Here is a 22,586-nt window from a genome sequence, read left to right on the forward strand (position 1 = left end):
AGTCATAGGTGAAACAGATAAAAAGGGGCGTAACGCCCCTTTTTAGTGTCGCTCAGATTCGCTCACGCTTGAGACGCTGATGGTTAGGAGAGCTTACGCATCAAGCCTTCTTGGGTGGCTGAGGCGATAAGATCGCCTTGCTGATTGAAAAGTTCGCCGCGTACAAAGCCACGCGCGCCACTGGCGGAGGGGCTTTCAATCGCAAACAACAGCCACTCATCCATTCTAAACGGACGGTGGAACCACATGGAGTGATCAATGGTGGCCACTTTCATGCCCGGCGTAAGCAGCGTCACTGCGTGAGGCTGCAAGGCCGTGACCAAAAAGCCCCAATCGGCGGCATAGCCAAGTAAATACTGGTGGACATGAAAATCGTCTCCCACTTCACCATTGGCGCGGATCCATAAATATTGCTTAGCCGGCGCCGCATGGGGCTTCAGTGGGTTGATCACCGTGGCAGGTCGTACTTCGATCGGCTTGTCGCCCCCAAACGCTTTGACCACCTTAGGCGGTAGTTTGTGGGCGATATCATTGACAAGTGACTGCTCCGAGCGCAAGGTCTCGGGCGCTGGCACGTCGGTCGGCATGGTGTTTTGATGCTCAAAGCTTTCTTCCTCTTCTTGATAAGACGCCGTCAAATAGAAGATAGGTTTGCCGTTTTGCACCGCTTTTATCCGTCGCGTACTGAAACTTTTTCCGTCTCTGAGTATCTCAACGTCGTAGATGATCGGCTGCTCAGGATCGCCTGGGCGCAGAAAATAACTGTGGAATGAATGCAAGAAGCGATCAGGGTCGACCGAGGTTTTAGAGGCTGATAGGGCCTGCCCAATGACCTGTCCACCATACACCTGTGGCAGTCCAAGGTTTTCACTTTGACCTCGGTAAAGGCCAGTATCTAACCGCTCAAGCTGCAGTAATTGTAAGAGTTCTGTCAGTGGTTGGCTCATAAGTCCTTGATACGTGCTATGCTTCCAGTGTTATTGATCAAGCTATCATAACCTTAGCGTTTTTGCCGCATTCAAACGCGTACCAGTGAGGATTCTTTAATGAAGAAACTATCGTTTCTGTTGTTCGCCTTATTCACTGCCCTAGTGTTTACTGCCTGTTCAGGGAATAGTCAACCTAATGATTTAGCGAGTGTTTCTGGCACTTTAGTGTATCGTGAGCGACTTGCTTTACCTGAGAATGCCAGCGTCACGGTCCGTTTGGTAGAAATGAAAAAAATGGGTTCACCCGGTAAAGAGATTAGCCGACAATCATTCGTAACCGAAGGCCAGCAAGTGCCTATTCACTTTTCACTGAATTACGATCCGAGCCAAATTTCTCCAACACACACATACGTCGTCACGGCACAAATTGATGTGAACGAACGCCCGCTGTTTATCACCAATACCATCAATAAGGTGATCACGGATACGAATCATACCTTTGATCCCACCCTGACACTGGTGCGAGTCGGCAACTAATCACTACACTGAGAAGCGTGAGTGGAGCACAAGGAGTGTGCATGCGGATCTCTTCTTTGCTTTGGCCTGCGTTGCTTGTCGCCATTGCAGCGGCAGCCAGTTTGGTCTCCGGTTTTTCGTTATCCAGTTGGGCGATTTTCGTCCCGGCTGTTTTTTTCTTTTACCCCGAGACACTCACGAGTTGGTTACTTGTGTTGGCGATGGGGGCGTTTGCCTATGCCATGCCCCAGCTGCCTGCATTGCTCAGTGCAACCAGTTTACTGATGCTGCCCGCCTTGTCATTGTTGATGAACCCCTTGCGGCATCTACATGTCAAACTATTGCTGGGCTCAGTGATGATTGCGATGCTGACTGGTATTATGGCGCTGCAATCGGAGGCAAAACTCGCCGGTTCACCTTGGGTATTCACTGTCTTGCTGCTGGGATTAGTCGTGGCATGGGGCGCGCTACAGCAATGGTGCTTGTACATGCCACCTCGGCAAAGTGCATGGCTTTTGCTACCAGTGCTTGCCGTGCTGCTTGGTTGGCCGACTGCGCTTTGGTGTGTTTCTGTTGTGGCGGTGATCTGGTTATTGCAGTGGATAGGGCTGACGCCAAGGTTTGCTTCCTCGCGTCCCATCGCTTTACATGTATTACCTTGCGTTCCTTTTTTGGTGATCACGTTAGTGACACCCTCACAACTTACCATGTCGCTTTTGGTCGCGTGGGCAACGATGCTAGCGGCAATTTGGATCGGGGAATACTTGTTTTTGGAAGAGCCGGACGACTGACTGGGTGGATATTGCTCATAAGATCAACAGTTAAGCGGCGAAGCTATCAATCCTCCTTGCATTGCATCCAGCCATGCCACATAATGCCCCGCAGTTAAGCAAGCTTAACGACATATCGATGGAGGCCTCCTTGGTTCTCCCGCAACACTATCTTGTGTACTGGGTCAGGTCCGGAAGGAAGCAGCCCGCGCTTGGGACGTGTGTGCCGGGATGTAGCTGGGGAGGCCTCCGCCCTTTCTACTCTTCGCTTTTCTCTTATTCTTTGTCGCGTACCCCTCAATCCATTTATGCGATACGCTTCATTGACAACGTTGATGTTGACACTCGGGTGACACAGCCCATTACCGCTTAGCTATGATTTAATCATTAGTCGCAATGATAGGTCTGGGGAGAATCGATTGGGTTTTCGAGCGTTAGCCGCGTTACTGTTCGCTTTACTAAGCAGTCAAGTGGCGGCCAGTGAGCTACAAACGCAACTCAAGGGCTTTTATGATGAAGCGTGGCAGGCCGGTCATTTGGTGGTGGCTCAGCCTTCGCTCAATGCGTACTCGCAAAACCTGCTGCAAAGCCAAGCACAGTACCCCGATTTTACGCATTTTAACTGGCAAGATCTGGTTGCATTGCATCAGGTGACGCAGCGGTGTCAAGCCAATCCCCGCATTGTCGATCCTCAGTTATTGATTGCGCAGCGCTTTGAACTTGCTTTGTSCAATGGTCAGTCATTACCGCCAGCATGGTTTGTGGAAAATCCGTTATTGCACCCAGCGGGAGGCAGCTATGCGGACCGTTATCTTGCCGCCTATCCGATGACATCACCACCATCTGACATTCTCCAACGGCTGACTCTCGATAACCCACAGCACCCCCTACATCAATCATTGAGTGACCTGAGTGCGCAAGGGCGTGACGCGTTACTGAGTGGCTATCGTGCCTATCTAGATAATCACCAGCTGTGGTTGAATGGCGAATTGGGGTGGAAGGTATTGCCTCAATCTGTGTGGTCGCCGATTGCAGAACATTATCGACTCAGTTTGTCGACCGAGTCGACTGGCTGTGACTATCGCTATGGCAATATTTGCAACCAACTCCATCCGGCTTATCAAGGTGTATTTACCGCGATACTCGTGCTGGTCTGTATTGCCTTAGTCATCGGGCTTGCGCGTAGTGTGTATGATCGTTATCAACAGCGTCGTGAACGACAGTTTATACTTCAACTGCTAACGCATGAGTTACGCACGCCAATTGCCAGCTTGGGGTTAACCGTCGAAATGCTACGCAACCAATTCGATCAACTCAGCGAAGATGCGCAAGATGTATTGTGGCGACTGTTGGCTGATCATCAAAGGTTGAGTCAATTGACTGAAACCAGTAAAGGTTATCTGAGTACGGATAAGAGTGAACAGTTTAAGACGCAAACGGCATCGCTGTCTGATTGGCTCGATCACGTATGTGACCCCTTTGATATTGACTATATCCTCGAGGACGATCGCACGCTGACGTTACCCTTCTATTGGTTATCGATTTGCTTGGAAAACTTGATTAAAAACGCGCACCAACATGGTGGGGAAACCGTATGGATTCGTGTGTGTGTGGGAAAACGTGTCCGTGTTTGTGTCTACGATGATGGTGTGTTTCCGTCATGGTGGCAGCGATTATGGCGGCGCTGTCGGGCGCCAACCTCGGAACACAATATGGGCATTGGATTGTTTTTGGTGGCGCGTTTAATGCGTCAAATGGGCGGAAAGCTATTGATAAAACGGCACCCGACTTGCTGTATTTTGGAGTTACCCCAATGAGCCACGTGTTATTGATTGAAGACGATAAATTATTGGGTGAGGGCCTACGTCAGTTTTTAGAAACGCAAGGTTTCAACTGTACTTGGTTGATGGAAAGCGCAAAGGTTGAGAAGCATTGGTATCACGCGGACTTAGTGATTTTGGATCGCCAATTGGCAGATGGCGATAGCTTGGCGCATCTCCCTACTTGGCTGGCATTGAAAGCGTTACCTGTCATCGTATTAACCGCCAAAATTGAGGTTGAACAACGGGTTGAAGGCTTAATGGCGGGCGCTAAAGACTATGTGGTCAAGCCATTTGCACATCAAGAGCTGTTGGCCCGCATTTATGCTCAGCTTCGTCCTTTGGGAGAGAGTCAACTGCTGTATGGCAGCATCAAGGTCGAGCCCGGTTCACGCGCGGTATACTGGCAAAATGAAGCGGTCACGCTAAAACCCAAAGAGTTTGATTTATTACTGTTGCTTTTACAAAACCAAGGTCGGGTGTTCCACCGCGAGGAGCTCCTTAATAAAATCTGGGGTTATCAAGCCTTTCCGACGACTCGAACCGTGGATAATCATGTCTTGCGTTTGCGGCAAAAACTCCCGGACCTTGCCATCGAGACTCACCGTGGGGTGGGGTATAGGTTGATAGCACAATGATGTGGCATCGTCTCGGTATCGTAGCCCTGTGGGGCTTGACTAGCATCAGCGCGCAGGCTGAGCAATCTTGGTTTACAGATACGCCCATGCGCGAGGCTTATCAGGCGTTGCTGGTCGAACAGCCCACATTGGCTTGGCAAGAGTTGATGTTTGCGCTGACGCAAGCGCCCGTTGACGAGTCGCATTGGGCGACACTAAAACATKCCATTATTAATCAAACTGATTGCGGACAGCGTTTGACCGAGCCTAATGGCAAAGGGATCCCTCATGGTTTGACCATCTCTTTTATACGTCGCGCAKGGGCGTCGAGTCTGGGCTATGAAATCAAGCTCTCGGCGGAGCAGGTGGCAAACACAACGCGGGTCACGCTTATGGATCCGAGTGGGCAAATGGTGTTAAGCGCCACACTCACGGCGCAAGCCAGCTATCAAGAGATTGAGTCGGGTCAATTGTTTACCCAAGTGGATCCGGGCGTTTACGAACTCAAGCTAGGTAATCAGCATTACAGCTTAGTGATTTACGGACTCCCGCGTCGTCCTTGGGTACAACTCACCGGGCATCCTGATATGCAACTGGTGATTGATTTGCCGACAACGCCGCAAAACTGTGCCCCTGCCACGGCGTATTGGTTATGGCTGGACGATGCCTATCGTTGGGTGGATCAAGCGCCGATTTATGCCTCTGGACGAACCGCTGAGGGTGCATTACCCGTTAAGGTTGATTTGCCGACGTCTCCGCCTGCTACTGCAAGCCATTTGAGTGCAACCGTGAGTCACTTTGAATACCAAGGCGCGATCAAGGTGAGCTATGTTGAGCGATTGGCACTCCCCCTACCCAATGCTGTCGAGCGCACTGACGCAGTGAATAGCGAATAAAGAGACAGCGAGGTGACAAATAAGGGACGAGGTTGGCATTTAATAGCGCGCTGATATCAACAGGAGACATCGCGTGAACCTATCATCTTTTTATTGTTCTTGTGTTGCGTTGAGCTTGACGCTATTCAGTTTAACTCCCTACGCAGCGCCTCTCACTTTGACCCATCAAGATACTCACGTCACTATTAATCCTAGCGATCTGAGTATGCGTTGGGGCAACCTGCCCATTAATGATGCTAATTTGAAGGTAGGTCAGCAGCACCAGCAGGTGGTGAATATACGTCACCTAGCGCCCAATCAATTTCGCTGGCGTTGGGAGCCAGCCGATATCGAGGTGTCTGCCACCTTGGATGACGCCTTGACCTTGTCTATGTCGTTGGATGAAAACGCCCGAGTGACGCGCCAGCATCCCGTTACATTGCGTTGGTTTGATTTGCCTGTCGAGGACACTCAGACCTTATTATTGCCGTTTAGCGAAGGGATGCGGGTGCCTACCGAACATTCGCAATGGATTGACTACTTGCAAGCCAGCCGAGATGGCGCGAATACCACGCAAGATTTAAAGATGCCGTTTTGGACGGCTCAGATAGGTCGCCAATATGTTAGCTACCATCTGGTTACCGCTACCAATAACCGACTGACTTTTGCACGCAAACACGACAAACTTGCGATGGGCGCGGTTCATACCTTTACACCATTAAATCGCCACGATCCCTTTGTGGTAAGGGTTAAACTGGGTCAGCATCCATTGGATGGGGCTAAATGGTATCGCCAGTGGCGGCAAGAGCAGCATCAAGCAACCTCATTGGCCCAAAAAGTGAAGCAAAACCCTGAAACGGCCAAGCTAATTGGTGCGACCCATGTGTATTTATTTGGTCAAGGACCGCTTGCTCGTGATGATGTGAAGGATTGGTGGGGGCTGAAAGATTGGGCGCTTAATGCATCATCCTTGCCGCTTGATGATGAGACCCAAGTTGCACTCGGGGAGCTTTCCGGTAAACAAAACTGGTTTAGCCAATATCATAAAAACACCTTAGTGAATGGCATTAATCGTGCGTTGGCAGAGACCTTTCCGGTGACCGCGCCTACGGAAAAAGACAATACCATCAAACAGCAGTATCAGGCCGCGCAGCAACGTAAAAAGTGGTTAGCGGCGCGCGCAGGACAGTACCTTAAACCGGCTAAACAGTGGGGGCAGGGGCTTTCCACTGAGATGATCGACAGCTTACAAAAAGCGGGTATCCGTCAATTATGGTTAGGCTTGGACAATTGGATGCCGGCATTTTATCAGCCGCACGTCGTCGAAAAAGCCAAGCAAGCGGGCTATTTAATTGGTCCCTATGACTCCTACAATACCGCGATCCCACGTGGGGGGAACGATAGCTGGCTGACTGCACAATTACCGGATGCGATGCGCACATCGTGTGCGATTGAACAGCGCAATGGCAACTTGAAAAAAGGGTTTCGTGGCAACGGCTTCTATCTCAATCCTGCCTGTGATGCCGATTATGTCGCGCAGCGTGTCGCCGATATTATTAAATATGGACAATTTAATAGTTTGTTCATTGATGTGGATGCGACGGCGATGGCGCGAGAAGATTATCGCCGTGATACGCGCGAAGTCGATATGCTCGCGGCGTTCAACCAACGGATGAAATCGATCGTAAATCGTCAAGCGGTGGTGTTGGGGTCGGAAGATGGTAATAGCTTGACCACGCAGGGTATCGCCTTTGCACATGGCTTAGAAACGATTGGTTTTGGATGGCGGGATGAAGACATGAAGTCTAATCGCTCTTCGCCCTATTACCTCGGCCCTTGGTACCCGGACAACAAGCCTGCCTTTTTCTTTCAGCCGGCGAAAGTGAAGCCGCTTTATCAAGCTCTTTTGTTTGATCCGCAATATCGTATTCCACTTTATCAAGCGGTGTTCCATGATGAGGTTATCAATAGCCACCATTGGCATAGCGATAGCCTAAAGTTTACCAATGTGCGTGCTGAGAGAGACTTAATAGCCATGCTTTATAATGTGCCCGCCATGGTGCATTTAAGTCGTGATGAAGCAACGTCGCCATCGCAACCTCGGATTCGTGCGATTAAACATTACCAACAGGGCTTTATGCCAATTCATCAAGCCCTTTGGGACAAAGCCTTGGTGGACTTTCGCTGGTTGGACGAACGCGGGCGCGTACAGCAGACCCAATTTAGCGATGGGTCGACGCTAACCGCCAACTTTACCGACCAACCAGTCGGTATGTCAGACATCACTGTGCCCGGAAAAGGTTTGGTGGCGCAGTTGAGTGATGGAACGCAAGTGGTTTGGTCTGTGTCTGAGTAGGATTAAGGTGCGCTAACAGGATATAAGAAAGCCCGCATTGCGCGGGCTTTTTGCTGAATCCTACTGATTGATGATTAGTTGAGATAAGCGTTGAGCATCCACATCAGTTTTTCTTGTTCGCGGATATAGTCGCTCATCAGCGCAGATGTCCCTTCATCGCCTGCATCACCGGCTAGGTTCATGATGTCGCGCTGTAGGGCGATCAGAACACTGAAGCCTTCGACCAGTGCGCGCACGCCGGCTTGACCATTCGCTTCAGGATCGTGCTCTTTGATCTCACTGACTTTTAAATACTCGCTGAAGCGGTGCTCAGCGGTACCACCGATGGTGAGAATGCGCTCAGCCACTTCATCAATCTTGGTTTGAAGATCGGTATAAATTTCTTCAAATTTAGTGTGCAACTCGAAAAAGTCGTTACCTTTGATGTTCCAGTGAAAACCACGCACATTGGTGTAAAGCACTTGATAGTTCGCCAATAGCGTATCCAAACGCGCGCCCAGATCGGCGGCTTTGCTGCTGTCTAGTCCAATCAATGCTGCTTGTTTACTCATCTAATGCCTCCTTAGTGGCAAAATCAATGTGTTTGACGTCTACAGATAGCAAACGCCAAGCACTGGAAACGGTGTCGCTTCAAATGATGAAAATAGGATAACTGCCCGATATCAAAAAAGAAAATGGGTTAAACCTATATAGCTGATAGGGCGTGCCTATGATGTGATCGACGTAGCGTCGTGGACCATAAAGTGATCGGGCAGGGTATCGAGTCCGGCAATGAGCGCGTCTAAACAGCGTTGGTCGATTGCCGTATCTACCTCTTCGCGCATGATACTCAGCGCCTTATCCACGGGAATAGGACCACGATACGGCCGCTCTGCAGTGATGGCATCGAATATATCCGCGGTAGTAATGATGCGTGTTAAAAGCGATATATGCTCGCCCTGTATTCCATCGGGATAGCCGGTACCATCGAGCTTCTCATGGTGCGCGCTCGCGAATTGGGCGAGATCATCGAATTGCTGGATCTTCGAGAGAATCGTTTTACTCAATGCGGCATGTTGCTTGACCTGTTCCCACTCATCGTCGTCAAGCTTACCGGGTTTATCAAGAATATCGTTGCTAACACCCAGTTTACCGATGTCATGGAGCAACGCGCCGCGCTTGAGCCACTTTTTATCCTGCTCGCTCACGCCAAGCGCGTCTGCGATTAAACTTGCATACACAGCGACACGTTCACTATGTCCGGACGTAAACGGGCTTTTGGCATCGACAACACGGCCAAAGGCAGCGGCTATCGCATCGAGATAGTCGTCATCCACCCAAATCGTTGCGGTAGCGGGTGCCATCGATAGGACTTGTTCTTTTAGTTGGGGGGCATCAAGATGCTGCCAAAAGTGGGGGGCGCTCGCGCATTCAATAAATGTATCTACCAGGTGAGGATCAAACCAGGTGCCACGCCGCGCTTTAATTTCTTGCAGTGCCGCTTCAATGCCGGATTCGGTGCGGAAAACATCAATCACTTGGGTCATTAAGGCGATACGTGCATAAAGAGGGATCGCGTCACCGCTTAAACCGTCAGGGCGTCCGCCTCCATCATAGTGTTCGTCTAGAGCGTAAACCGCGTTGGCAACTGCCTCGCTAAACCTCAGTTCGCGCACAATTTCTGCACCACGCGTACAACGTGTTTCAATCAGCTCTTGGGCATACATATCACCGTTTCGTATGATATCTAATGTCGTAGAAAGCTTTTCCATGAAGCCCCGTTTGACACCGGTATTTTTGAGCACGAAATTGAGCACACTAGACAAACTGCCATCGACGATTTTATAGCTTTGTTTAAAGGCTAAATCGTTAGTGAGATAAAGTTCGCAGATCCGTGCGGCATTGCTGCTACATCCTGCGTCTTTTAATAGCAAGGTATAGAAAAGGTCGTGACGTTGCTGGGGCGAAAAATCGAGCGCATCGGCCAGCTTCATGCCCATCCAAGCACAACGCATACAGTGCTCGGGGGGCTGGCCTTCGGTCATATCGAGCGCAGTACTCAGCGCGACAACAAGCTCCGATAGACGTAACTCGGACGATGGTTGGCAAGGCATATTTGGCACGCTAATCTGATCTGATTGCTGATGCATAATCCAATGGCTCGGTGTTAGGTTATTAGTTAACTATACGCCAGTTGACGATGTATCGTTCATTCAGTGAGTCAGGCCTCGAACCGTATCTGAGACTTCTTGCGCGCCGGCATGGATATCTTTCATCACTTCATCGACCGCCGTCACCTTCTCTTGTCCAAGCGAGGACTGTTCACTCACTCTCTCCATCGCCTCACTGACTCCCTTAATCAGTTGCAGGTTTTCATCAACCACATCCGCGATTTCAGTGGTCGATTTACTGGTTCGCTGTGATAAACCGCGTACTTCATCGGCTACAACCGCAAAGCCGCGTCCTTGTTCGCCGGCGCGAGCAGCCTCAATAGCGGCATTCAATGCGAGCAAATTGGTTTGCTCGGCAATCTGTTTGATGGTGGTGACGATATTTTCAATGCTTTGTGCATGCTGGTTCAGTTGGTTGACCTGATTCGAGGCTTCTATCGCTTGTTCAGAAACGTTTTGCGACAGCTGTACCGCTTCTTGCAATAGTACGCTGCCGCTTTCACTGTCTTTTAGCGTTTGCTCAGACGACGCTTGCGCCAGTTCGGCCGCATGATTCACAGCCTGATTTTTCTTGACGGTATCCGTGATGTTGGTGGCAAACTTAATCACTTTCACCACCTGTCCATTGGCATCGAACACAGGGTTATACGTGGCTTCTAGCCATACCTCATTACCGTACTTGTCGCGGCGCAGATATTGTCCTGCGGTGAACTGACCGTCAGCCAGTGATTGCCAAAAGTGGGGATTCTCATCGTAGAATTCCTGGTCGCAAAAGATACGGTGATGCTGGCCAGCAATATCACTGTCTTTATAGTGGACCGTACTGAGAAAGTTTTTATTGGCGCGAATAATAGTACCGTCCGGCTCAAATTCTATTACTGCCAATGAGCGATCAATGGCTTCCAATATGGCGTCTTTACGTTTTGATTGCTGGTGCCGCTCGGTAACATCAGCAGCAAGTTTACGCACCTTGGTGACTTTCCCATTTTCATCTTTGATAGGGACATAGGTCGCTTCCAGCCAGATTTCATGTCCCTCTTTGTGGCGGCGCCTAAATATGCCTTGCTGGGGTTTCCCTTGCGCCAGTGCTTGCCAGAACTGGCGATATTCTGACGAATTTGCCGTGTCCTCAAAACAGACTGCGCGGTGATGCTGACCGATTACCTCGTCTCGCTGGTAACCGATAATGGCAAGTAAATGATCATTCACATCGATGACCGTCCCGTCGGGCGTAAATAAAATTGAGGCGATGTGTTGTTGGAGAGCACTGAGCTCTGCTTGAAGCTCTGCTTTTTCTTTCTGGCAAGCGTCTAGCGCGCGTTGAGTCTTTTTGAACATAACTACTTACTTCCCGTTGTCCAAACCCGCGAAGTCATTATCTTTTTATAGACTTCACATCTGCTCGTAAAAGTGTAGATGTCAGGGGCAGGCTAAACGTAGTTTTTCCAGAAAATTATTCATCGCTCATAATGATAGCTACCTTATTTGTTGGCGATTCAAACGACTACCGTTGTTTATAAATCTATCAAATATGTATCTGAGTGTGTCATCGCTCTTTCGCTGTGCGGCGAAAGCGCTTAACCTATGCGGTCTTAGTCGATTCATCTGCCCGCAAATGTAACATATTCATAACCCTTCTTCATTCCTTGTTACAAATCGACTTTTTTATTTTCAATAATTTCTGAAAATTCGAAATATTCATTGATCCTCAGCAAAGAAACTCCGTATCATTCCCCAGAAGCACTGTGAGGGAGATCAAGATGGAGCTGTCGCAAGAGCTAAGAAATGTGGTGATGCATTTCGGCGAAATGGGTAGTCGGTGGGGGTTTAACCGCTCGGTCGGCGAAATGCTGGCACTGATTGTGTTGAGTGAAAAACCGTTAAGTGCCGATGAGATTGTGTCGGCGCTCAACATATCTCGTGGCAATGTCAGCATGGCAACCAAGGAATTGCATGGCTGGAACTTGATTCGCTCACAGCGTACCCCCGGAGACAGAAAGGACTACTTTGTGCCTAACGGCACCATCTGGGAGTTGGCGCAGCAGGTACTCGCTGAGAGGAAGAAGCGAGAGGTGGATCCTACCTTATCTATGCTGCGTGCACACTTTATGCGAAGTGAAGATGACGCTGAGAGTCATTCGGTTAAGCAGTTACATGAGATCCACGATCTTCTCGAGCTGTTTAACCATTGGTTTGACGATGTTCAGCAAATGAAACCTGAGCATTTGAAAAACCTGATGAAACTGGGCAGCAGTGTCGGCAAGCTTCTCGAGCTGTCTGGCAAGTTGTTTCACAGTAAGTCCAACGAACAATCGGGCAGTTAAACTCCTGAGGGTAATGTCATGTTAGATACCTTAATGTTGTCGCGGATCCAATTTGCGGCCAACATCAGCTTTCACATCCTTTTTCCCACTATAACGATCGCCTTAGGGTGGATGCTGGTGTTTTTCAAGTTCAGATATAACCGTACCGGTGAGCAAATCTGGCTAGATACCTATTACTTCTGGGTCAAAGTGTTTGCGTTGACCTTCGCGCTGGGCGTAGTGTCCGGCATCACGATGAGCTTCCAATTCGGGACCAACTGGCCCGGATTTATGGAGAAAGTCGGCAACATCGCTGGCCCATTATTGGGTTATGAAGTGATGACGGCATTTTTCATGGAAGCCACCTTCCTTGGCATTATGTTGTTTGGTAAGAACCGTGTGCCGAATTGGGTTCATACCCTCGCAACCTTGCTCGTAGCGATTGGTACCACCATTTCTGCATTCTGGATTTTGGTGCTCAATAGCTGGATGCATACCCCAACCGGTTTTGAAATCATTGATGGTGTGGTGCACCCAACTAGCTGGTTTGAAGTGATTTTCAATCCGTCGATGCCGTATCGCTTAAGCCACATGCTATTAGCGTCTGGTTTGACGGCTTCTTTCTTAATCGCGGGGATCTCTGCTTATCAGAAATTAAAGTCACCGACCTCAGGTGTATCGGACAAGCCTTTAAAAGTGGGTATCACCGCTGCGGCAATTCTGATCCCATTACAAGTACTGGTTGGTGACATGCACGGCCTAAACACACTTGAGCATCAACCACAAAAAATTGCGGCGATGGAAGGTGTGTGGGAAACCGAGCAGGGCGCGCCTTTGCTGCTGTTTGCGGTTCCAAACGAAGAAACACGCTCAAACGACTATGAAGTGGGGATCCCGAATCTGGCGAGCCTGATTTTGACTCACAAACTCGATGGTGAGATCAAAGGCTTAGAAAGCTTTGAGTATCATCCACCGGTGAAGCCGTTGTTCTTCGGCTTCCGCATCATGGTCGGAGTGGGTGTGCTTATGCTGGTGGTGAGTTGGTTTACCGCATATCGCGTTTGGCGTAATCAACCGATGCCGAAGTGGCACTTGATGGGACTGGTCGCCATGACATTCTCGGGCTGGGTAGCGACGCTTTCGGGCTGGTATGTCACAGAGATCGGTCGTCAACCTTGGCTAGTGCAGGGGGTGCTAAAAACGGCGGATGCGGTGACACCCGTGGCAAGCTCGCATGTCGGTATTACGTTAACTATCTACCTCACACTCTATGTGGTGTTGATGGTAGCGTACATCCGTACCTTGTTCTTCTTAGCCAAAAAACGTCTGCCCGAGTACCAGTCAGACAACCACGCTCAGCCGAATAAAGAGGTGAACGCATGAGCATAACTCCTTATCTGCCTGAAATTTATCTGCTGCTGTTTGGCTTCTCGGTATTTATGTATGCCGTGCTCGATGGCTACGACCTTGGAGTGGGGATGCTGTTGCCGAGCTGCAACCAAGCGCAGCGAGACCGTATGATTGCATCGATTGGCCCATTCTGGGATGCGAACGAGACTTGGTTGGTACTGGCGGTAGGTTTGTTGTTGATTGCCTTCCCTGCGGCACACAGCATGATTTTGACCGAATTGTATTTGCCTACGTCTGTGATGTTGGCGGGTCTTATTCTACGTGGCGTGTCGTTTGATTTTCGTGCCAAAGTGAAACCAGAGCGCAAAGACCTTTGGGATCGCTGCTTTAAAGCGGGCTCGTTTATCGCGTCGATGACACAAGGCTACATGATTGGCCGCTATGTACTGGCGTTTGATGACAGCACAGGTGCGTATTTGTTTGCACTGTTAAGTGGCCTTTGTGTGACCGCCGCCTACATCTATATTGGTGGGACTTGGCTGGTGATGAAAACGGAAGGGGACTTGCAAAAGCGCGCGGCGAAATGGTCTCGCCGCGGTGGCTGGCTTGCGGCGCTTGGCGTATTAGCCATCAGTATTGTCAATCCGCCGGTGAGTGAGACAGTGGCCGAGCGTTGGTTTGGCTTCCCTGAGATTTTATTACTGGCACCCGTGCCCCTGGTGTGTCTTGCAATTATGTTGCTCGTAGACCGCTATCTGCGCCACGTGCCGGTCGAAAATGATGTGGGTTATCAGTTCCCATTCATTGGTGCGATCATTTTGTTTGCAATGAGCTTCTTTGGCTTAGCATACAGCTTCTTCCCTGACATTATCCCCGGCGTGATGACGGCGAAAGAGGCGGCGAGTGCCACTGGCACCTTGTTGATTGTCGGTTATGGTGCGATGTTCGTGCTACCGATGATCTTCTTATACACCCTCTTTGTGTACCGTGTCTTCTCAGGAAAAGCCACCGAGCTTAACTACGAGTAAGCCATACGTAGCACACTCCTAATCGATGAGCCCAGCGATAGACGCTGGGCTTTTTTTTGCTCGGCGTTTGAGTGTGATAGCGATGGTATGCCCGTCACGATAAAACGGTTAGCGGTAACCTGCCTTTTTGTTCAATCTTTCGGGCCCTAAATATTGGTCTCGCGAAAGGTTATATCTCGTTATAGTTTGTGCTTCTCGACGCTCTAACCGGAGTGGCCCATCATGATTTGTTATCACCTGATGCGTGCTTTCAAAACAGCAATCTGCCCTTTTTGTAGCGAATGTCGGTTATGTGGTGCTTATTTTCATTTTTCTTCGCATTTCTTACTTAGTGTGAGGCATTGACTCGCGGTTGGTTTTAGCCAGCATTGAGTGAAAATGAATCCTTACTCCCCTTATCATTTCCTGCGTTACTATGTTTTTCTGGTGGTATTTTAACCGATTTGTTCATAAATACTGCTATCAGCACAAAAGATTTGATCTGGAACAAACCTTTTTGAAATTGACCTAAATCATTGTTGTATTTGTATGTTTCTGTTTTTCGAGGGTTGGTCTTGTAGCGATTTGGTTAAAAAATCTATTTGAGATCTAAATATTAGCGTGTAAGATTATATTTAACTAATCGTTCAATTAAAAACGAATGGGAGCAACAATGCCTAAGGTAGGGATGCCGGAAGTACGTAAACCGCAGCTCGTTAAAGCCACCATGACTGTGATTGGTCGCGTTGGTCTGCATGCGGCAAGTATCTCTTTGATTAGTAAGGAAGCCGGCGTATCAACAGGCATTATCAACCACTATTTTGGTGGTAAGCATGGTTTGCTGGAAGAAACAATGCGCGTGGTATTGCGCGAGCTTTCAGCCACTGTCATTAACACGCTGCGTGGGATCCCTCGTCACCACCACCAAGCGCGTATTAATGCGATCATTAACGCGAACTTTGAAGGTTTGCGCGTATTAATGCGATCATTAACGCGAACTTTGAAGGTTTTCAGGCCCAGTCTGATGTGGTGAAAACTTGGCTCGCGTTCTGGTCATATGCCATGCATGACAATGAGTTACACCGTTTACAGCGCGTGAACGAGAAGCGCTTGCTGTCGCATTTGCGCATTGAGCTTAAAGCGCTATTGCCGGTCGAGCAGGCTGTCATGGTTGCTCAGGGGATTGCAGCATTGATTGATGGTATTTGGTTGCGCGGTGCATTGAACCCTAAAGGTATTGATGCCAATAACGCTCGCACCATTATCAATGACTATTTAGATAAGCAACTGACCTTTTATGGTCGTCCTCAGGGCTAACCCGGGATAGCAGCTGACATGCACACACGAACAGAAAAGAATTCAGGATTAATCATGGACGCGAAAACGCTTTTTATTAATGGTCAGTTAACTGACGTATCCAGTGGTGAATACTTTGCCACCGTGAACCCTGCAACGGGTGAAACACTGGCACAGATCGGCCAAGCTTCTGCAGACGATGTGCAGAAAGCGATTGATGCCGCAAAAGCAGGCTTTGCCGTTTGGTCTCGCATGACCGCGATGGAGCGTAGCCGAATTCTATTGAAGGCGGTTGCTTTATTACGTGAGCGCAATGATGAACTGGCGAAGCTGGAAGTCCTTGATACGGGTAAGCCGTTGCAAGAAGCGATTGAGGTTGATGTGGTAACCGGTGCTGATGCGATTGAATACTTCGCCAATTTAGTGCCATCCATGCAAGGTGAGCAGCAACCGCTGTCTGAGAACCAATTCTTCTACACCCGTCGTGAGCCACTTGGCGTGTGTGCAGGCATTGGTGCGTGGAACTATCCAATTCAAATTGCGATGTGGAAATCAGCGCCAGCATTAGCGGCAGGTAATGCCATGGTGTTTAAACCATCGGAAGAAACCCCGCTCACAGCCCTTAAGTTGGCAGAGATCTTCACTGAAGCCGGTATGCCTGACGGCGTATTCAACGTGGTTCAAGGTGATTACCGTGTTGGCCAAATGCTGACAGCACACCCAGAGATTGCCAAAGTTTCTTTCACCGGTGAAGTCGGTACCGGTAAAACCGTGATGGGTGATGCCGCAAACACCCTGAAGTCAGTCACCATGGAACTGGGTGGTAAGTCACCTTGCATCGTGTTTGATGATGCGGATTTAGACAATGCGGTATCTGCGGCTATGGTCGCCAACTTCTATACCCAAGGTGAGGTATGTACACACGGTACCCGTGTCTTTGTTCACGACAGCATTTATGACGCGTTTGTCGAGCAGCTCAAATCGCGTACCGAGAAACTGGTTGTCGGTGATCCAATGGATATGAACACCCAAGTCGGTGCATTGATTTCAACCGAGCACCTTGAAAAAGTGATGACGGCCATTCAAGGCGCGAAAGCAAGTGGTGCCACCCTGCTAACCGGCGGCGAACGCTTAATGGAGAATGGCCTCGACAAAGGTAACTTTGTGGCCCCGACCATCTTTACTGATTGTGATGACAGCATGGCGCATGTGCGCGACGAGATCTTTGGCCCTGTGATGTCAGTGCTGCGTTTCTCGGACGAGAAAGAGGTCATCCGTCGTGCCAACAATACCCATTATGGTTTGGCCGCTGGCATTTTTACCCAAAACTTGTCGCGTGCGCATCGCGTGATCCATCAGCTTGAAGCCGGTATCTGTTGGGTGAACACCTGGGGTGATTCGCCAGCAGAAATGCCTGTCGGTGGCTACAAGCAATCAGGCATCGGCCGAGAGAATGGTGTCGAGACCCTGACTCACTATACCCAAACCAAGAGTGTGCTGATTGAGCTAGGCGATTTCGCTAGCCCATACGCCTAACCTCAGTTAACGGAGCGACCAACATGTCACAACGCTACGATTATATTATCGTCGGCGCGGGTTCGGCCGGCTGTGTGCTGGCGGATCGGCTCACCGAGTCCGGCGAACATCAAGTGCTATTGCTTGAAGCCGGGGGCACCGATAAAAGCATTTTTATTCAGATGCCGACGGCGCTGTCTTATCCCATGAATACCAAGCGCTATGCCTGGCAGTTTGAGTCTTTGCCTGAGCCAGGCTTGGATGGCCGTCAGCTACATTGCCCACGCGGTAAAGTACTGGGTGGTAGTTCATCTATTAATGGCATGGTCTATGTGCGTGGTCACGCATGCGATTTTGAAGAATGGGTTGAGCACGGTGCCAATGGCTGGGATTACGCTAGCTGCTTGCCTTACTTCAAGCGTGCAGAAAGCTGGTCGGGCGGTGAAGATACTTACCGWGGTGGTSAGGGCCCTGTCGGTACTTGTAACGGTAACGACATGAAACTCAACCCGCTTTATCAAGCCTTTATTGATGCGGGTGTCGAAGCAGGCTATCCAGAAACCAAAGATTACAACGGTTATCAGCAAGAAGGCTTTGGGCCGATGCATATGACGGTTGATAAGGGTGTGCGAGCTTCAACGTCAAATGCCTACCTACGTCGCGCGCTGAAGCGCAGCAATCTGACCTTGAAAAAGGGTGTTGTGACTCGTCGTGTCTTGCTGGAAGGCAAACGTGCGGTAGGTGTGGAATTTGAAAAGGGCGGCAAAATTGAACGCGTGATGGCAGACAAAGAAGTCATTTCCAGCGCGGGATCAGTGGGCTCACCGCAACTGCTGCAACTTTCAGGCATTGGTGCGCGTGACGTACTGGAAAATGCCGGTGTTGACGTCAAGCACGAGTTGCCGGGTGTGGGTGAAAACTTGCAAGACCACCTTGAAGTTTACTTCCAGTTCCATTGTAAAGCGCCGATTACGCTCAACAGCAAGCTGGGATTAATTAGCAAGGGAATGATCGGTACTGAGTGGATCTTGACCCGTAAAGGCTTGGGTGCAACCAACCACTTTGAATCATGTGCCTTTATCCGTTCACGCAAAGGGTTGAAGTGGCCAAATATCCAGTACCACTTTTTACCTGCAGCGATGCGTTACGACGGTAAAGCGGCGTTTGATGGGCATGGTTTCCAAGTCCATGTGGGCCCAAACAAGCCTGAAAGCCGCGGCCATGTACGTATCAAGTCGGCGGATCCGCAAGATAAACCGTCGATCCTGTTCAATTACATTACCACCGAACAAGATCGCCAAGACTGGCGCGACACCATTCGTTTGACCCGTGAAATCATGGATCAAAGTGCTATGGATCCCTTCCGTGGTGAAGAGATTCAACCGGGTCGTGATGTCACCACAGACGAAGCGATTGATCGCTGGGTGAAAGAGAACGTGGAAAGTGCGTATCACCCATCGTGTACCTGCAAAATGGGTGCAGACAACGATTCGATGGCGGTACTCGATGAGCAGTGCCGTGTTCGAGGGATTCAAGGTTTGCGCGTGGTGGATTCATCGATTTTCCCCACCATTCCAAATGGCAACTTGAATGCCCCAACCATCATGGTAGCGGAGCGCGCCGCTGACATGATTCTCGACAAGCCACTCTTGCCTGCTGAGCAGGTGCCAGTATGGATTGCGGCTGAGTGGCAGCAAAAGCAACGCAATCAGAACGCGCAAAGTGAGAAAGCCACCGAAGGTGCGCCTTCACTGGAAACTAATCAGTAAGCATTACAAGGAATCCAAGATGTCAATGAACAAACGTAAGACCACCAAAACCCTGATGACCGCGGTTGGCCTGAGCTCTATGGTGGCGTTTAGCGCCGCTGCCAACCAATGTGAGACGGTACGTTTCTCGGATATCGGTTGGACGGACGTGACCTCAACCACAGCCATCACCACAGAAGTGCTAAAAGGCATGGGCTACCAAACAGAGACAGACTTGCTGTCACTGCCTGTGACTTTTTCATCTCTGGCATCGGGCGACATCGACGTATTCCTCGGTAACTGGATGCCAACCCAAACGGGCGATATCAAAAAGTATATTGAAAACGGCACTGTAGATAGCCTACGCGCCAACCTAACGGGTGCGAAATACACCCTTGCCGTGCCTAAGTACGTTTACGATGCGGGTGTGACCAGTGTTGCAGATATCGCGGAATACGCTGACAAGTTTGACTCTCGCATTTATGGCATTGAGCCCGGCAATGATGGCAACACGCAAATTCAAAAAATGATCGATACCGATGATTTTGATCTGGGTGATTTCCGTCTGATCGAATCAAGCGAAGCGGGCATGATTTCACAGGTTTCACGTGCTATTCGTCGTGGCAAATGGGTTGCTTTCCTAGGTTGGGCCCCACACCCAATGAACAGCAACTTTGATATGAAGTATCTGTCTGGTGCAGATGACTACTTCGGCCCTAACTACGGCGGTGCCACGGTTCATACCAATGTTCGTAGTGGCTATGTCGAGCAATGTTCGAATGTGGGTCAAATGCTCGAGCAGCTTGAGTTTAGCCTCAAGATGGAAAACGAAATGATGGGCAAAATCCTGAACGACGGCGAGAAGCCAGAGGTTGCAGCGCGCGAATGGCTACGTAACAACCCAAGTGTGTTGAACAAATGGCTAGACGGTATCACCACACTAGACGGTAAAAACGCCGTAGAAGCTGTGACTGAATATCTTAAAAAGACTGAAGCGTAACAAAAAAGTGTAGAAGGAGAGGGCGGTTTAATCGCCGCCCCCTAAGGTTTTATTGTGAATATTATTACAGATAACAAGATCCCACTCGGTCAATGGATGGAAAATGGCGTTGACTGGTTAACCATGAACGCCGCGGGCTTCTTTGATGCCATCTCGATTGGTTTAGATACCAGCATCATGTTTTTGGTCGACATCTTTAAATGGATGCCACCTGCAATGCCTATCATCATGACTGCTGCGTTAGCGTGGTACCTGCAGCGTCGAATTTCCATCGTGATCTTTGTTGTGAGTGCGCTCTTGTTGATCCTCAACCTGGGCTACTGGCAAGAGATGCTGGAAACCTTTGTTCTGGTGTTTGCCGCGACAACGATTTCCGTATTAATTGGCATACCGCTTGGGATAATGGCCGCTCACCGGCCCTTAGCGTATACCATTATGCGCCCACTCTTGGACTTAATGCAGACGGTACCGCCTTTTGTATATTTGATTCCAACGCTGGTTCTGTTCGGCTTAGGGATTGTACCGGGACTGATTTCCACCATCATCTTTGCGATTGCAGCACCGATTCGCTTGACCTATCTCGGCATTACCCGTGTACCGGAAGAGTTGGTAGAGGCAGGACGTGCATTTGGTGCTAACCGTATGAAACTACTGTTCAAAGTGGAGCTTCCTGCGGCACTGCCAAGCATTATGACGGGTGTGACGCAATGTATTATGTTGTCACTGTCGATGGTAGTTATCGCCGCACTGGTGGGGGCTGACGGCCTCGGTAAGCCAGTGGTTCGCGCACTGAACACTGTCAACATTTCTCAAGGTTTTGAAGCGGGTCTGGCGATTGTATTGGTAGCCATCATTCTTGACCGCCTGTGTAAAGCACCAAACCAAGGCCATGAATAAGGGGGATACCATGGACGCAATCGCAATTAAAAATCTTGATGTTGTTTTCGGTGACAACGTACAACCCGCACTCGATCTGCTCGACAAAGGCTTAACGCGATCAGAGATCATCGATCAAACTGGTCAAGTCGTGGGTGTGGACAATGTGTCACTTAATGTAAAAGAAGGTGAGATTTGCGTATTGATGGGCCTATCTGGCTCAGGTAAATCGAGCTTGTTACGGGCGGTGAATGGCCTTAACCCGATTAGCCGTGGCAGCCTTGAGGTGCGCGATGGTGACCAAATGGTGGATATGGCGAGTGTGGATGCACAAACGCTGCGTCATCTGCGTACCAACCGTGCCTCAATGGTATTCCAAAAATTCGCTCTGATGCCTTGGTTAACCGTGGTGGATAACGTTGCCTTCGGTCTAGAAATGAAAGGCATCAGTAAAAAAGAACGCCGTAAGCAAGCATTAGAAAAACTTGAAATGGTGGGATTGGCGGATTGGGCCTATCAGTATCCACATGAACTGTCTGGCGGTATGCAGCAGCGTGTTGGCTTGGCCCGTGCTTTTGCGATGGACAGTGACATTCTACTGATGGATGAACCGTTTTCCGCACTGGATCCCTTGATCCGTGCTCAGCTACAAGACGAGCTACTGGAGCTGCAGAAAAAACTCAACAAAACGATTTTGTTTGTGAGCCACGATCTGGATGAGGCACTGAAAATTGGTAATAACATTGCCATCATGGAGTCCGGTCAGCTTATTCAGCACGGTAAACCTGAAGACATTGTTCTGCGCCCAGAAACGGACTATGTTCGCGACTTTGTGGCGCATACTAATCCGTTGAACGTACTGAAAGGTCGCTCAATGATGAAAGATATTGACACCATGCCGCACGTTGAAAACCGTTGGAAGGTGTGCGATCAGCGTGATATCTGGGTGACAGTAGAGCCTCAGGGAGCATTGTCGGCCATGGCGGGCACACAACATTTGCGTGTGGCTGAGTGGAAAAAAGATATGGCAGACTTGTCACAAGTAAGCTCGGATACCATTGTAATGGCATCGCCTGATATCGAAATGCGTGATGCGATTGAAATCCGCTATCACACCAACAAACCCGTACTACTAGTAGAAAATGGCAAATTGGTTGGCACGCTTTCCGATCACGATTTCTACCATGCCTTGCTCGGCAAGTATCAGCAGTCGTGCGATAGCCAAGCGGCTTGACTCACGTCAGCGAATAAATCCTAACTAACGAAAAAGCCTGCTCATGGAGCAGGCTTTTTTATCACTGACGACTGACCGCACAGGTCAAGTCACTATCTGTACAGTCGTAGGCTCAGTAGCGCGGTCGCTAAGGCATGATCACGGTATCAATCACATGTATCACGCCGTTTGACGTCATAATATCGGCTTTGGTCACGGTCGCGTTATCGACTTTAACTTTGCCA

19 protein-coding genes, 1 other RNA gene and 1 pseudogene are annotated in these 22,586 nt (G+C 49.6%); 16 read left to right on the forward strand and 5 right to left on the reverse strand.

Features of this window, described 5'->3' with window-relative positions; translation table 11 throughout:
* Positions 1-83: 83 nt before the first annotated feature.
* On the reverse strand, positions 84-947 hold the full coding sequence (tesB, locus tag BZJ17_RS08745) for an acyl-CoA thioesterase II (protein ID WP_077457642.1): 864 nt from the start codon (positions 945-947) through the stop codon (positions 84-86).
* 99 nt (positions 948-1,046) lie between these two features.
* On the opposite strand from tesB, the gene BZJ17_RS08750 reads away from it, so the two are divergent.
* From BZJ17_RS08750 to BZJ17_RS08780, 7 genes are all read left to right on the forward strand, one after another.
* A complete protein-coding gene (locus BZJ17_RS08750; RefSeq protein ID WP_069588014.1) occupies positions 1,047-1,466 on the forward strand; it encodes a YbaY family lipoprotein in 420 nt (139 codons plus the stop codon).
* Positions 1,467-1,507: 41 nt separating this feature from the next.
* A complete protein-coding gene (locus tag BZJ17_RS08755) occupies positions 1,508-2,236 on the forward strand; it encodes a hypothetical protein (protein ID WP_069588015.1) in 729 nt (242 codons plus the stop codon).
* 128 nt (positions 2,237-2,364) lie between these two features.
* Positions 2,365-2,461: signal recognition particle sRNA small type (gene ffs / locus BZJ17_RS08760), an RNA gene on the forward strand.
* 173 nt (positions 2,462-2,634) lie between these two features.
* Positions 2,635-4,032, forward strand: coding sequence for a DUF3404 domain-containing protein (locus tag BZJ17_RS08765; protein ID WP_077640464.1), 1,398 nt, complete (start codon positions 2,635-2,637; stop codon positions 4,030-4,032).
* Complete coding sequence (locus BZJ17_RS08770; protein ID WP_069588018.1) at positions 4,029-4,673, forward strand: response regulator transcription factor; 645 nt, start codon at positions 4,029-4,031, stop codon at positions 4,671-4,673. The genes BZJ17_RS08765 and BZJ17_RS08770 overlap by 4 nt, the downstream gene beginning before the upstream one ends.
* Positions 4,670-5,548, forward strand: coding sequence for a DUF2861 family protein (locus tag BZJ17_RS08775; protein WP_077640465.1), 879 nt, complete (start codon positions 4,670-4,672; stop codon positions 5,546-5,548). The genes BZJ17_RS08770 and BZJ17_RS08775 overlap by 4 nt, the downstream gene beginning before the upstream one ends.
* Before the next feature lie 73 nt (positions 5,549-5,621).
* A complete protein-coding gene (locus BZJ17_RS08780; protein WP_108743797.1) occupies positions 5,622-7,883 on the forward strand; it encodes a glycoside hydrolase in 2,262 nt (753 codons plus the stop codon).
* A gap of 74 nt (positions 7,884-7,957) precedes the next feature.
* Here BZJ17_RS08780 and BZJ17_RS08785 read toward each other — a convergent pair whose 3' ends face one another.
* From BZJ17_RS08785 to BZJ17_RS17600, 3 genes are all read right to left on the reverse strand, one after another.
* The gene (locus BZJ17_RS08785) at positions 7,958-8,434 is read right to left on the reverse strand and encodes a Dps family protein (RefSeq protein WP_077640467.1); all 477 of its coding nucleotides are present in this window, start codon (positions 8,432-8,434) and stop codon (positions 7,958-7,960) included.
* Between the two features lie 156 nt (positions 8,435-8,590).
* Positions 8,591-9,976 carry an HD-GYP domain-containing protein gene (locus BZJ17_RS08790; RefSeq protein WP_077640480.1) on the reverse strand — a complete coding sequence of 462 codons (1,386 nt, stop codon included), beginning with the start codon at positions 9,974-9,976 and terminating at the stop codon, positions 8,591-8,593.
* Positions 9,977-10,075: 99 nt separating this feature from the next.
* Positions 10,076-11,371: a PAS domain-containing methyl-accepting chemotaxis protein gene (locus BZJ17_RS17600; protein ID WP_077640468.1), complete on the reverse strand. Its 1,296-nt coding sequence runs from the start codon at positions 11,369-11,371 to the stop codon at positions 10,076-10,078.
* Between the two features lie 422 nt (positions 11,372-11,793).
* Here BZJ17_RS17600 and BZJ17_RS08800 point away from each other — a divergent pair, with 422 nt between their 5' ends.
* From BZJ17_RS08800 to choV, 9 genes and pseudogenes are all read left to right on the forward strand, one after another.
* Positions 11,794-12,357 carry a MarR family transcriptional regulator gene (locus tag BZJ17_RS08800; RefSeq protein ID WP_077640469.1) on the forward strand — a complete coding sequence of 188 codons (564 nt, stop codon included), beginning with the start codon at positions 11,794-11,796 and terminating at the stop codon, positions 12,355-12,357.
* A gap of 18 nt (positions 12,358-12,375) precedes the next feature.
* Positions 12,376-13,719 (forward strand): cytochrome ubiquinol oxidase subunit I, encoded by a 1,344-nt coding sequence (locus BZJ17_RS08805; protein ID WP_077640470.1) that lies wholly within the window; start codon positions 12,376-12,378, stop codon positions 13,717-13,719.
* 2 nt (positions 13,720-13,721) lie between these two features.
* Positions 13,722-14,714 (forward strand): cytochrome d ubiquinol oxidase subunit II, encoded by a 993-nt coding sequence (cydB, locus tag BZJ17_RS08810; protein WP_108743799.1) that lies wholly within the window; start codon positions 13,722-13,724, stop codon positions 14,712-14,714.
* 652 nt (positions 14,715-15,366) lie between these two features.
* Positions 15,367-16,010: pseudogene (gene betI, locus BZJ17_RS08815) on the forward strand (transcriptional regulator BetI).
* Positions 16,011-16,064: 54 nt separating this feature from the next.
* Positions 16,065-17,525: a betaine-aldehyde dehydrogenase gene (betB, locus tag BZJ17_RS08820; protein WP_077640472.1), complete on the forward strand. Its 1,461-nt coding sequence runs from the start codon at positions 16,065-16,067 to the stop codon at positions 17,523-17,525.
* 23 nt (positions 17,526-17,548) lie between these two features.
* Positions 17,549-19,273 carry a choline dehydrogenase gene (gene betA, locus BZJ17_RS08825; RefSeq protein WP_077640473.1) on the forward strand — a complete coding sequence of 575 codons (1,725 nt, stop codon included), beginning with the start codon at positions 17,549-17,551 and terminating at the stop codon, positions 19,271-19,273.
* Between the two features lie 19 nt (positions 19,274-19,292).
* Positions 19,293-20,252 carry a choline ABC transporter substrate-binding protein gene (locus BZJ17_RS08830; RefSeq protein ID WP_069588034.1) on the forward strand — a complete coding sequence of 320 codons (960 nt, stop codon included), beginning with the start codon at positions 19,293-19,295 and terminating at the stop codon, positions 20,250-20,252.
* A gap of 54 nt (positions 20,253-20,306) precedes the next feature.
* Complete coding sequence (choW, locus tag BZJ17_RS08835) at positions 20,307-21,149, forward strand: choline ABC transporter permease subunit (RefSeq protein WP_069588035.1); 843 nt, start codon at positions 20,307-20,309, stop codon at positions 21,147-21,149.
* A 10-nt stretch (positions 21,150-21,159) separates the two neighbouring features.
* Positions 21,160-22,362, forward strand: coding sequence for a choline ABC transporter ATP-binding protein (choV, locus tag BZJ17_RS08840; protein ID WP_069588036.1), 1,203 nt, complete (start codon positions 21,160-21,162; stop codon positions 22,360-22,362).
* Between the two features lie 127 nt (positions 22,363-22,489).
* On the opposite strand, the gene BZJ17_RS08845 is transcribed toward choV, so the two are convergent.
* Positions 22,490-22,586, reverse strand: a 97-nt coding sequence (locus BZJ17_RS08845; protein WP_198534132.1) for a fasciclin domain-containing protein, incomplete at its 5' end; no start/stop codon positions are given.

It is taken from the genome of Salinivibrio sp. IB574, from assembly GCF_001996205.1.
Taxonomy (GTDB): Bacteria; Pseudomonadota; Gammaproteobacteria; order Enterobacterales; family Vibrionaceae; genus Salinivibrio; species Salinivibrio proteolyticus.